The following is an 11,840-nucleotide window of genomic DNA, read 5'->3' as shown; positions in this document are numbered from 1 at the left end:
AAGATGATGTCACGGTCATCCCGAAAGTAGATCCGCGCCCACCACGCTACCAGGTTTCGGTCGTTTCCTCCTCGGGCAGCCCGCGGCTGCAGTCGATCCATTTGAGCCGACCTTCTACTCCATAGTGTGATTGAGGAACGAAATTGTCCGGTTGATCGACGGTACCTACGAGCAATCGAATGCGGCTGTCGTCGTCATATTGGAGATAGAGGGGTGTGCCACAGGTGGGACAAAACCCGCGCGTGGCAATTGGTGAAGACCTGTAGCTAGCCGGCACACGGCTCCATTCCACAATTTCGCTTTCGACTCTGACGAGTACCGCAAAAGGCCCGCCAGTGGCGCGGCGGCACATGCTGCAATGACAATAGCCAACATGCGAAGGTTTGCCGTTCACCGTGTAACGGCAAGAGCCGCACAGACAGCCTCCGCTCCATGACTCTGGCTGCATTGGTTCAACTCCAGATTTGACGCACAGGGCTTCTTCAAAGGCGCCAGTCGTCGAGAATTTCCTCAACCGTCGCCAATTCGATTTGTTCGCTGAACCGGCTGCGATAGACCCGCATAAGCGCGTCATGGGTTTCATCGGCGGAGCTGCAGATGGCGTCGGCTACGAGCACGACGCGGTATCCGCGATCGACGGCCCCAAGTACGGTGGCGAGTACACACACATCGGTTTCGCCGCCCGTGATCACGATGGCGTCCGTTTCTGAACCGCCCAAGAGACGGTCAAGTGCACCTTCCGTCCAGGGGGAATATACATGTTTATCGAACACCCGAGCCGGTGGAACGAAACGGGCTAGGTTCGGAACGATTTCCACCAAAGCCGGGTCAATCTTTTCAAGCGTCACGTCAGCCCAACGGCGGTAGTAGCGCGACCAGCTGCCAGGCGCTTCCTCGGCTCGTTTGACCGGAATGAAACGCGTAAAGATTGTCGCTGGAGCGTGTGCTTCTGTCAGCGCTTCAATGACAGGCACGACACGTTCCATCCATGGCACTGCCCATGGTGCTCCCGCCTCGAACAGGCCCTGCATATCCACGCAGAGATGGATGCAGTTCCTGCCGAGTGGTCCATGGATCAGGCCCTGCGCGCTCATCGCGTTCTCACGGCTTCAGAGCTTTACCGCCTCTTCCCGCGCCCAAACCCGAAGTTTTCGGCAGGCCGAGACGAATCCAGCGGCTTCTTTGGCAGCGGAAAGCGGAATCAGGCCTTCATCCCCACTGTCCACCGGGACGGCAGCCTTGATGAGAAGTGCAGCAGCGGCATCCGTATAGCCGATGTATTTCAGGTGGGCGAAGGCGTCGGCCACAAAGTCTCGAGCGGCGGCTTCCCCAGCCAACCGTTCGGCGCCGGCTTCCGACACGATGATCGCGACCGCATCGAACAACACGGACGGACCGCCGTCGATCATGTGATCTGCCTCGATTATGCTCCCGTCGGATGTCTCCACGCCGCCGATATACGGCGCGACGATTTCCATTGTCGCGCCCTCTTTCTTGAGCGCTGTGGAAAGTCCCTTGATGAGTTTTGTATCGGCTCCATCGCTGACTAGAACGCCGACCTTGCGACCGGCAAAGCTTGCCGGACCGTTCTTGATGATGCTCAACGCGTCCGAGGCGGGCAGGTCATTGCGAGGCGAGACCGCAGCCTCTGCGGGCTCAGGTAGCTTGCGCATACCCAGTTTCTCGGCGACAGATTCAGCCAGTCCTTCATCGATGTTCAGGAGATGAGAGACCATCCGCTCGCGGATAACAGGGGTCTCTACCTTTGAGAGTTCAAAGGTGAGCGCCATGACGATGTGTTTTTGCTCGTGAACAGTCTGGCTGATGAAGAACTGACGTGCCTGACTGTAGTGATCGGCAAAGCTTTCGGCACGCAGTCGGACCTTGGGTCCATTGACGTCGTCGACGAATGATCGAAACCCGCGCTGCGGGCTTTCGCGCGGACCTTCCCCCCACGAGTTCGGTTGGTAATTGGCGCGGCCGCTCGGATTGCGCATCGCCATGTGTCCGTCCTGCTGAAAGTGATGGAACGGGCATTTGGGTGCGTTAATCGGCAGATGGGTGAAGTTGGTCGAGCCCAAGCGCTTCAGTTGCGTGTCCAGATAGGAGAAATTCCGGCCCTGTAGCAGCGGGTCGTCCGAGAAGTCTATGCCGGGCGGAACATTCTGGGTCATGAAAGCGACCTGTTCCGTGTCAGCGAAGAAATTGTCGGGCATGCGATCGAGCACAAGACGACCCACAGGTACCGGCTCGACGAGCTCCTCGGGAATCAGCTTTGTAGGATCGAGAACGTCAAACTCGAAGCTGTCGGCAAAATCCTGATCGAAAAGTTGGACGCACAGTTCCCACTCCGGAAAGTCTCCGGCTTGAATCGCGTCCCACAAGTCACGCCGGTGAAAGTCCGGATCGGCGCCGTTTATCTTGACCGCCTCATTCCAGACGACGGATTGCAGGCCCTGTTTGGGTTTCCAGAGAAACTTGACGAAGGTGGATTCGTCCTTGTCATTGAGGAACCGGAAGGTGTGAACCCCGAACCCTTCCATAAACCGAAAAGAACGCGGGATCGCGCGGTCGGACATGACCCACATGATCATGTGCATCGATTCCGGTGTGAGCGAGATGAAGTCCCAGAAATTGTCATGCGCCGATTGCGCTTGGGGGAAAGCGCGGTCGGGTTCTGGCTTCACGGAATGGATCACATCGGGAAACTTGATCGCATCCTGAATGAAGAAGACCGGTATATTGTTGCCGACGATGTCCCAGTTGCCTTCCTGGGTGTAAAGCTTGACGGCGAAGCCTCGCACGTCTCGCGCCAGGTCGAATGAACCTTTAGACCCAGCCACCGTCGAGAAGCGCACGAAAGCCGGCGTTTTCTCTCCGGCGCGCTGGAAGATATCCGCGCGCGTGTATTTCTTGAGTGATTCATAGGTCTCGAAATAGCCGTGAGCGCCGTAACCACGGGCATGGACCACGCGCTCGGGGATACGCTCGTGATCAAAATGAAAGATTTTCTCGCGGAAGTGAAAATCTTCGATCAGACTTGGACCGCGCTCTCCATATTTGAGGGTGTTCTGGTCGTCCGCCACCGGCGCGCCCTGCGCGGTTGTCAGTACCGGTGTATCGCCTTCTGCGGTCTGATGAAGTTCGCCGCCATGTCCGCGCATGAGTGATTGGTCGTGGATCGTGGCCGCATGAGGCTTGCGGCTGGATCGGCCTGAGTTCTTAGCCATGGTGCCTGGCTCCTGCTAGCTGGCGAATACCGCGTTGACGTCCTGGTCAGAAAGCGACAAGGCCCGGGAGCGATCCCGGGCCTTTGGAACTTCTGATCAGGCAGCCTTTGCGCGCTGATTGGCGGAGGCATCCGCCAACTTGGTTAGGTCGGCGTCGGTTTTGGATTCTTCCTGCAATGTCTGATCAAGCAATTTTGCCGCATCAGCCATGCCCAGTTCGGTTGCCCAGCGCTTCAGCGTGCCGTACCGGGTGATCTCGTAGTGCTCGACGGCCTGAGCCGCAGAGATCAGGCCTGCATCAAGGGCATCGGTGTCCTTGAATTCTTCCATGATCTCTTCGCCCTCGGCGACGATGCCCTCGATGGCATCGCATGTCTTTCCGCGGGGCTGCTTTCCGAGAATCTCGAACACCTGCTGGAGGCGTTCAACGTGACCTTCCGTTTCCTCGCGATGCTTCTCGAAGGCGGCTTTCAGATCGTCAGACTTCGCGGCGCGCTTCATCTTCGGCAGCGCCTTCAGGATTTTGCGTTCGGCGTAGTAGATGTCCTTCAGGGTATCGTGGAACAGGTCTTCGAGCGTTTTTTCCTTGGCCATTTTCGCGTCCCTTTCACAGCATGTGTGGATAGGTGGAAGCCCACCCGAGCTTGATTGACCGGTGATAAACAACAGACATGGCGTAGTGTTCCCCGCGCTCAGAAAACTTTATTGCGATGGAGAGGCGAAGCGAGCAGGGCCGATGAGACCGCCTTGCCGAACGCTATTCGTTGACGACGTTCCTCCGCGCTAGAATGCGCCCGCTCCTGCTCGATGAAGACGGGCGCCGAACGCTCCGGCCATCATAGTCACCGCGTTCAAGCAGGCTGCAGTTCGAACTAGATGTTAGGCGGCGAAATCGCTGCTTGGGCCGAGAGACCCGTAGTCAGAAAAAACGACGGCTGAGATACGGTGAGCCGGCGAGGCCAAACCGCCAGGGGTTGGTGGTTGCGCGCGTGATGCCGACACGAGGACCACAAATGACATCCAGATGAGGACGGGCGGCGCTCAGGCTGAATGGGCTTTCGAACAGGGACGCCCCATCATGGGTGCGATCGATCGCCAAGGCCTGACAAAGCCGCCCGGGCCCCGATGCAAGCAATCGCATGGAATCGACGGAGCGCCTCGCCTTCATGACATCGACCCCGCAGATCGGCTCTATCGCCCTCAACAACACCGCGCTTCCGGGACGGCAAACGGCGTTCAAGCACCAGTGCAATCCATACGAGCGATACACGTACGCCCTACCTGGAGGACCGAACATCGTTGCATTTCGCGCCGTTCTGCCGCGATGACTGTGAGAGGCCGGATCGTCCGGCGTGTACGCCTCGGTCTCGATGATCCAGCCACCCACTCCTGCGACCAGTAACTCAAAGCCAATCAGCTCGCGGGCGACCTCTACTGCATCGCGCTCAAAAAACTCATGATTCAGTCCCGCTTGCGTCTTTATTTGATCGCTCATTTTTCTCGCGCTGTGCCTCGAACAGAAGGATCATCGACCTGCGCCTCAGGCTCTATGGAGGCATTGACCATCGGCGTTTCCGCTCGCCGGTCCTACTCCAGCATTCCCACCAGCACCTTCGCTGATAATTTCGGAAGCTTTGCGAGGAACGTCCAGGTCGATCTTCCGTTAGTCGGATAGACCGACACGGAGCCCAGTTATGTCTCGCGGAGACAAATCGAAAATTACCGACAAGCTGGAGCGCAAGACAGACCATGTTGGGGAAGGCTATCAGATGAAAAGCCTTCCGGACAACAAACGCGATAGACGCGTTTGGTCGACCGATAACAACGAGGGAGGCGGCCAAAAGCCCGGATCGGGTGCGGCTAGTTTGACAGGCGCTCCTGCCCCTCTCATGGGCGTCCCGCTCACACGCAACGCGCAAGCCGGGGAGCGACAATTATGATCAGCAAGCGGAAACTGACCGCCATCGCCTTCAACTGTTCGCTGAAACGTTCAGACGCGGAAGAAGAAAGTTCCACCGATAGGATTATCGCGCATCTGTTTTCCGCCTTCGAACGACATGGCATCGAAGGAAGCGTTGAGCGCGTGGCGGACTACAATATCCTTCCCGGCGTGACGTCCGATGAAGGCGACGGCGACGAATGGCCGATGCTGCGCGAGAAGATTATTGCGGCCGACATTGTCATCCTTGGCACACCGATTTGGCTCGGCCAGCCCTCCAGTATTGCCAAGCGGATACTGGAGCGGATGGATGCGTTCCTTTCCGAGACGGACGAGGACGGGCATATGCCAGCGTCTGGGAAGGTGGCGGTCGTCGCCGTCGTCGGTAATGAAGACGGCGCGCATCACTGTCATGCAGCGATATTTCAGGCGCTGAACGACGTCGGTTTCACCATCCCGGCCAACGCTGGCGTTTATTGGGTCGGCGAGGCCATGGGCGACGTTGATTATGTCGACCTGAAGCAGACACCGGACAATGTCGCCGCGGCGATCAACACCGCCGCCTCGAACGCCGCGCATTTGGCGTCTGCCTTGAAATCAGCGGCCTATCCTGCCGTGGAATAAGCAGAGCGGTCGTTCGATTATTGGGCACGGCACACGCGCGAACCATCCACCCTGGTGAAGTAATTCGGTTATGAGAACGCAACTTCGAATTAATGGCGAGAGCCATGAGGTGGAGACTGATACCCGCACAACACTGCTCGACGCGCTTCGTAATGACCTCGGTCTCACTGGCACGAAGAAGGGCTGCGACCATGGGCAATGCGGCGCGTGCACGGTGCTTGCCGATGGGCGCCGGATCAATTCGTGTCTTACACTCGCCTGCATGCACGACGGCGAGGAAATCGTTACGATTGAAGGTTTGGGCGCGCCAGGCAGGCTCTCGGCTCTCCAGCGCGCCTTCATACATCATGACGGATTTCAGTGCGGATATTGCACGCCCGGGCAGATCTGCTCCGCGTCAGCAATGCTTGGGGAGATTGAAGCGGGTTGGCCAAGCAGCGTGACCGCCGACGTTGCCGGGCGACCGGACCTGACGGCGCAGGAGGTCTCAGAACGGATGAGCGGTAACCTCTGCCGTTGCTCGGCCTATCCCAACATCATCGAGGCGATCCTGGATGTAGCGAAGGCAAAAGGCTCATGAACCCGTTTGTTTACGCACGAGCCTCATCGCTTGCGGAAGCCGCCAGGCTGGGTCTCGACAAAGGAACCTTTGTGGCTGGCGGTACCAATCTTCTCGATCTGATGAAACTGGAGGTCGTTGCGCCCGAGCGACTTATCGACATTAGCCGGCTGGATTTCGGTGGGATCGAGGAACGGCCTGACGGCGGACTTAGGATCGGGGCCATGGTGCGCAATAGCGACCTGGCTGCTGATGGGTTGGTCCGGGAACGGTACCCGGTTTTGGCAAAGGCCTTGCTGGCGGGTGCAAGCGGACAGATCCGCAACATGGCCTCCACGGGCGGCAATCTGCTCCAGCGCACGAGATGCTATTATTTCTACGACACCGCAATGCCCTGCAATAAGCGTGCGCCCGGAAGCGGCTGCCAAGCCATCGGAGGCATCAACCGATCCCACGCGATCTTTGGGGGTAGCGAGCACTGCATAGCCACGCACCCAAGCGACATGGCCGTTGCGCTCCGGGCGCTCGATGCCGCCGTCGAGATTGAGCGGGACGACGGCGCACGGCGTGTGGTCGAACTCGAAAGCTTCTATCGCCTTCCGAAGGACACCCCTCATATCGAGACGGTGCTGGAACCCGGCGAACTCATCACAGCTGTCTTGCTGCCGCCGCCTGCTGCGTTGCGGCAAGCCTACCGAAAGGTACGCGATCGAGCTTCTTATGCTTTCGCGCTCGTGTCTGTTGCAGGCATCGTGAGGTTGGAGGGTGGCCTTATAGAGAGCGCCGCGTTTGCCTTTGGCGGCGTCGCGCCGCAGCCCTGGAGAGACGAGACCTTCGAGCATATTCTCATGGGCAATAAACCGGGTCCTGATCTGTTCGCGCGCGCAACAGACACGCTCGTGATGCAGGCCGCTCCCACGAAGGACAATGCGTTCAAGGTATTGCTGCTCCAGCGCACCACCCAGGCAGTCCTTTCTGAACTCACAGGAGTTTGACGAATGGCGGCACATCACAAGATGGACGACCGTGTCGGCCGTGACCGATTGGAAGAGATGGCCCAGGGTGTTATCGGCGAGCCGCTCGACCGCCCCGAGGGAGAACTCAAGGTTTCGGGTCGAGCGACCTATGCAATGGACGGTCTGCCGGCTGGTTGTCGCCATGGCGTGCTCGTGCGTTCGACCGTAGCCAAAGGCAGGCTACGTGCCTTTGATGTCGATAGCGTCGAGAGGCTGCCGGGCGTCCGTGCCGTGATTGCCGACGACCGCTTTATCAAAAACCCTGCACAGGGCATGGCCGGAAAGGCACCCGCACAAGACACGCGCGAGATATTGTTCTTTGGGCAGCCGGTTGCGCTGGTCGTCGCCGATACATTCGAGCAGGCCCGCCATGGGGCACAGATCCTGAGGCAGGAGGTAGAAAGGGCCGAGGACGCGCCGGTCAGCCTTGACGATCCGACGGCCCAGCTCGATACGCCGAGCAATAAGCAGTCCTCGAGCGGTGACATTGACGCGGCGATGCGGGCATCACCGTTCACGATTGATGCCACCTATACGACGCCCGGACACGCAAGCGCGGCGATGGAGCCACATGCCTCGGTCGCTACGTGGGAGGACGAAAGGCTGACGTTACAGGCGAGCTACCAGATGCTGCGCTATAATCGCGCCGAACTCGCTGACGCTCTCGGGATCGAAGAGGACAACGTTCGCTTGCTCGCGCCCTATGTTGGAGGAGGGTTTGGCTCCAAGCTTGGGATTGCCCCTGAAGCTGTTGCCGCAGCAATTGCCTCCAAGGAACTCGGAACTCCGGTTGGTGTTGCGATGACGCGGCAGAATGAGTTTGAGATGGTTTTGCGGCGGTCAGATACCAGGCAACGCATTCGTCTGGCTGCCGACGAAACAGGCCGACTGATAGGGATAGGTCACGACGCGCTAGTGACCAATCTTCCCGGCGAAAAGTTCTCAGAGCCGGTAACGCAGGCGACGCCGTTTCTTTATTGCGGTGACAACCGCGCCATTGGCCATAAGATCGCACGCATACATCGTACGCCATCGGGGTCGGTTCGTGCGCCCGGTGAGGCAGTAGGCGTGACGGCCCTGGAGATTGCGATTGATGAGCTTGCCGCTGCCTGCGGTATCGATCCTGTCGAGTTGCGACGACGCAACATCCCCGACCAGGACCCGTCCAAAGAAATCCCGTTCTCCTCGCACATGCTGGCCAAGGCCCTTGAGACCGGCGCAGCACGGTTCGGTTGGTCGAAGCGCAACGCATCGCTGTCGCTCGGCACTTAATGATGAGAATCATGCTTCAATGATTTTAGATGCTTACGCCAGCACTTAATTTGCGAATGGGCAGTTAATTCGATAATGCGCATTGGCTTTTGTCACTTAATGTGAGAATGAGACTCGTGATGTTTTCCTCGCGAGCCTGCCATGAGAGATCGGATCCCTGATGAGATCGACGAAGCGCTTTGGGATGAAGCTTGCCGAAGGGCAGATGCGCTCCGTGAATTCCTGAGGCGCAATCCTGACGGTGCGACCGCGGCAAACGTTTCGGGGCTCGCTGCCGGGATGAATGTGAGTCAGGCGACGGCCTACCGGCTGATCAAGCTGTTCCGCGTCGGCGGGACCGTTCTGTCTCTTGTCGATCGCAAGCGTGGACGGCCTGTGGGTCATCGTACGCTGGACGAGAAACGGGAGGAGATCGTTAGCAAGACTATCAAAAAGTTCTACTTGAAGCGGACCCGACCGACGATCTCGCAGTTGGTGCGGGACGTGCAGACGAACTGCATTTCGGTCGGGCTGAAGCCGCCACATCGCCGAACGATCGTCGCCCGCGTGAAGGACATCGACCTGCAGAAGCGCGCAAATCGGCGTGGCGAACAGAAAATCGTCAAGGCGACAACGGCCGTCCCCGGATCATTCGAAGTCTCCCGTCCCCTGGCAGTGGTCCAGATCGACCATACCAAGGCAGACATCTTTGTCGTTGACGAGGAGACGCGGCAGCCGATCGGACGGCCATGGCTGACGCTGGCGATGGATGTCTGCAGCCGGATGGTGACCGGCTTTTATCTCACGATGGAGGCGCCGTCCCGCCTGTCCACCAGCATGTGCCTGCTACACTCCGTCTTCGACAAATCGGCATGGCTGCGGGAGCGCGAGATAACGGAGTCCTGGCCCGTCGCCGGTCTGCCGGACATGGTGCATGTTGACAATGGTGCCGACTTCCGAAGCCGGGCCTTCAAGCGAGGGTGCCAGGACGCGGGCATCGCGATCGAGTGGCGGCCACCCGGTGAGCCGCGTTTCGGCGGTCATATCGAGCGCCTGATCGGCACTCAGATGGGCAGGCTGCATCTCCTGCCCGGAACAACGTTCAGCAACGAACAGGAGTTGGGCGCCTATGACTCGAAGCGACATGCGGCACTGACTCTGAGGGAGCTCGAGCGCTACATCGCTCTCGACATTGTCGGCGCTTATCATCAATCGATCCACAGCAGTCTGGGTCGACCGCCGATCGCGGTGTGGCGGGAGCACGAGGGCGAAATCCCGCTTCGGTTGCCGCAAGATCGAATGCGCTTCTGGCTGACGTTCCTGCCGGAGCAGGAGCGGACGTTGATGCCTGACGGGATTCATCTGTTCAAACTGCGCTACTGGTCGCCGGCATTGAGCGCCGACGTCGGACGTTCTGACCGGCGCCTACTCGTAAAATATGATCCGCGCGACATGGCGCGCATCTTCGTCCGGCGGCCATCGGGAAACTTCGTTGAGGCCCGTTATGCCGACGTGACCCTGCCCTCGATAACGCTACACGAGGCACTAACCGCCCGGCGTACCTTACGTGCGAAGGGCCGTCGCGAAGTCGACACCCGCGCCATCGTCCGCACCGCCGTCGCGCAGCGGGAATTGGTCGAGGCGGCAACCGATAAGACGGCGGCTGCGCGACGCGGGAAGGCTTCTTCGAAATCGAAGGTGGATGATCGGGGATTGGGCTCGCTCCGCGGCGTCGACTCCAGCAAACCTGTACCCTTTGTTGAGGATACAGATTGAGCTGGAGTGAAACATGAGCGATCAAATCTCCCACCTGACCGCCGGCGCCGGCGCACTGCTTGCCGAAACGGACGAGCGGCGCATTCGCGCGATACGATCGCGCCGATGGGTGCTCTACCCACGCGCCAAGCAGGCGCTCGATCGGCTGAGCCGGCTTCTCGACCATCCACGCGGCACACGCATGCCTTCTGTCGCGATCTATGGCGACAGTGGCATGGGCAAGACCATGATCATGAAGCGGTTCCGGGACGAACACCCGCCGTGCTTCAACCCGGTGACGGGTACGCTGAAGACGCCCGTTCTGGCCATGGAGATGACGAGCCGGCCCGGCGAGCGGCGGTTCTACGCCGAACTGCTCACCCTTCTCGGCGCACCACAGAGGCCACGCGCCGATATCGCCCAGATGGAGCAAGCGGCGCTACGCATCATGGAGGCCATCGGTGTGCAGGTGCTGGTGATCGACGAGGTGCACAACATTCTCGCCGGATCTTATCGCGAGCAGCGCATTGTCCTGAACACGCTGCGTTTCCTCAGCAATCGTCTGCAGATCTCCCTGGTCTGCTTCGGCGTTAACGAGGCGCGCGAGGCGATCGGTGGCGACGTCCAGCTTGCACGCCGGTTTGAGCAGTTCACCTTGAGCAGGTGGGCGGCGAACGAGCAGTTCGAGACGCTGGTGGCATCGATCCTGCGCAATACGCCGCTGCGTCGACCCTCGGTGCTCACGCCGAAATCACTGCGACGGATTCTGCAGATAACCGAGGGCATCACCGCCAGCATCTTCCACATGATCAACGACCTCGCGGTTGACGCCATCGAACGCGGCCAAGAGCATATTGCAGACGAATCTGTCGAAAACTGGGAGCCGGAGTTCGAGGCCGAGGCGGCGTTCGCATGACGGAGACCGCGCCGCCACGGCAGTTGCCAGTGAGATTGCCGCCCTACCCTGACGAGCTTCTGTCGTCTTGGATCAGTCGCCATGCCGCCTTCTACGCGGTTCCGCCGCTCGTCATGCTCCAGCATTGCCTGCCGGAGGCCTCCTCATTGCGAGCAGTCGATCTCCATCTGAGCGGCGATCAGGAAGTCCGCCTCGCCAGTATTTTCGCCGCCAAACCGGCTGTTTTACGTCGAATGACCTTCATCAATGTGCCGAAGTCGTCGCATCGACTAATCGCCGCGAGGCCGGCACAGACCTGTGCACGTTGCAGCCCCGGTAGCGCGGAACCAGCGCCAATCCTGCGAAACCAGCTGCTGGGGTGGCGGATTACCTGCGTACATTGCGGAACACTACTACGAGGGTTCGGAAAAGGTGAACTTCGCTCCCCTTTCCGGCAAAATCACCGTGCGGCTCTGCGGGGTGAAAAGCTGCTCGACGACGAAGCCGAACGCGGCATTCGAACCTGGACATCGGCGACCGAAATCGCCCGGCTTCTGTTGATGCGGCGAGT

12 protein-coding genes are annotated in these 11,840 nt (G+C 59.4%); 7 read left to right on the top strand and 5 right to left on the bottom strand.

Translation table 11 applies throughout. The features are described 5' to 3' along the window. Positions 1–46: 46 nt before the first annotated feature. The 5 genes from V1479_RS21745 to V1479_RS21725 form a co-directional block, all read right to left on the bottom strand. On the bottom strand, positions 47–448 hold the full coding sequence (locus V1479_RS21745) for a GFA family protein (protein WP_368804718.1): 402 nt from the start codon (positions 446–448) through the stop codon (positions 47–49). Between the two features lie 34 nt (positions 449–482). Then, positions 483–1,094: a cysteine hydrolase family protein gene (locus V1479_RS21740; protein ID WP_368804717.1), complete on the bottom strand. Its 612-nt coding sequence runs from the start codon at positions 1,092–1,094 to the stop codon at positions 483–485. 15 nt (positions 1,095–1,109) lie between these two features. Then, entirely contained in the window at positions 1,110–3,230 is a 2,121-nt protein-coding gene (katE, locus tag V1479_RS21735; protein WP_368804716.1) for a catalase, read from the bottom strand. A 96-nt stretch (positions 3,231–3,326) separates the two neighbouring features. Then, positions 3,327–3,824 (bottom strand): YciE/YciF ferroxidase family protein, encoded by a 498-nt coding sequence (locus tag V1479_RS21730; RefSeq protein WP_368804715.1) that lies wholly within the window; start codon positions 3,822–3,824, stop codon positions 3,327–3,329. Between the two features lie 325 nt (positions 3,825–4,149). After that, positions 4,150–4,725, bottom strand: a complete 576-nt coding sequence (locus V1479_RS21725) for a DNA-3-methyladenine glycosylase (protein ID WP_173194162.1) — start codon at positions 4,723–4,725, stop codon at positions 4,150–4,152. Positions 4,726–5,166: 441 nt separating this feature from the next. On the opposite strand from V1479_RS21725, the gene V1479_RS21720 reads away from it, so the two are divergent. The 7 genes from V1479_RS21720 to V1479_RS21690 form a co-directional block, all read left to right on the top strand. Continuing rightward, positions 5,167–5,793: a flavodoxin family protein gene (locus V1479_RS21720; RefSeq protein ID WP_173194160.1), complete on the top strand. Its 627-nt coding sequence runs from the start codon at positions 5,167–5,169 to the stop codon at positions 5,791–5,793. A gap of 70 nt (positions 5,794–5,863) precedes the next feature. Next, positions 5,864–6,373: a 2Fe-2S iron-sulfur cluster-binding protein gene (locus tag V1479_RS21715; RefSeq protein WP_173194158.1), complete on the top strand. Its 510-nt coding sequence runs from the start codon at positions 5,864–5,866 to the stop codon at positions 6,371–6,373. Beyond that, on the top strand, positions 6,370–7,347 hold the full coding sequence (locus V1479_RS21710) for an FAD binding domain-containing protein (protein WP_173194156.1): 978 nt from the start codon (positions 6,370–6,372) through the stop codon (positions 7,345–7,347). Before V1479_RS21715 ends, V1479_RS21710 begins: the two co-directional genes overlap by 4 nt. A gap of 3 nt (positions 7,348–7,350) precedes the next feature. Continuing rightward, positions 7,351–8,640: a xanthine dehydrogenase family protein molybdopterin-binding subunit gene (locus V1479_RS21705; protein WP_368804714.1), complete on the top strand. Its 1,290-nt coding sequence runs from the start codon at positions 7,351–7,353 to the stop codon at positions 8,638–8,640. 546 nt (positions 8,641–9,186) lie between these two features. Then, a complete protein-coding gene (locus V1479_RS21700) occupies positions 9,187–10,395 on the top strand; it encodes a TnsB C-terminal domain-containing protein (protein WP_368804713.1) in 1,209 nt (402 codons plus the stop codon). A gap of 13 nt (positions 10,396–10,408) precedes the next feature. Then, positions 10,409–11,290 (top strand): TniB family NTP-binding protein, encoded by an 882-nt coding sequence (locus V1479_RS21695; protein ID WP_080919224.1) that lies wholly within the window; start codon positions 10,409–10,411, stop codon positions 11,288–11,290. Further along, the coding region (locus V1479_RS21690; RefSeq protein WP_368804712.1) for a TniQ family protein at positions 11,287–11,840 on the top strand (554 nt) is incomplete at its 3' end. The genes V1479_RS21695 and V1479_RS21690, both read left to right, overlap by 4 nt.

It is taken from the genome of Neoaquamicrobium sediminum (genome assembly GCF_040970315.1).
GTDB classification, from domain to species: Bacteria; Pseudomonadota; Alphaproteobacteria; order Rhizobiales; family Rhizobiaceae; genus Aerobium; species Aerobium sediminum.
The sequence above is the reverse complement of the archived record's forward strand: the minus strand, read 5'-3'. Positions and strand labels throughout refer to the sequence as shown.

Excerpts from the sequence above, each read along its gene's own strand:
- V1479_RS21745 (WP_368804718.1), bottom strand. The coding sequence starts at position 448 with ATGCAGCCAGAGTCATGGAGCGGAGGCTGTCTGTGCGGCTCTTGCCGT.
- V1479_RS21740 (WP_368804717.1), bottom strand. The coding sequence starts at position 1,094 with ATGAGCGCGCAGGGCCTGATCCATGGACCACTCGGCAGGAACTGCATC.
- katE (WP_368804716.1), bottom strand. The coding sequence starts at position 3,230 with ATGGCTAAGAACTCAGGCCGATCCAGCCGCAAGCCTCATGCGGCCACG.
- V1479_RS21730 (WP_368804715.1), bottom strand. The coding sequence starts at position 3,824 with ATGGCCAAGGAAAAAACGCTCGAAGACCTGTTCCACGATACCCTGAAG.
- V1479_RS21725 (WP_173194162.1), bottom strand. The coding sequence starts at position 4,725 with ATGAGCGATCAAATAAAGACGCAAGCGGGACTGAATCATGAGTTTTTT.
- V1479_RS21720 (WP_173194160.1), top strand. The coding sequence starts at position 5,167 with ATGATCAGCAAGCGGAAACTGACCGCCATCGCCTTCAACTGTTCGCTG.
- V1479_RS21715 (WP_173194158.1), top strand. The coding sequence starts at position 5,864 with ATGAGAACGCAACTTCGAATTAATGGCGAGAGCCATGAGGTGGAGACT.
- V1479_RS21710 (WP_173194156.1), top strand. The coding sequence starts at position 6,370 with ATGAACCCGTTTGTTTACGCACGAGCCTCATCGCTTGCGGAAGCCGCC.
- V1479_RS21705 (WP_368804714.1), top strand. The coding sequence starts at position 7,351 with ATGGCGGCACATCACAAGATGGACGACCGTGTCGGCCGTGACCGATTG.
- V1479_RS21695 (WP_080919224.1), top strand. The coding sequence starts at position 10,409 with ATGAGCGATCAAATCTCCCACCTGACCGCCGGCGCCGGCGCACTGCTT.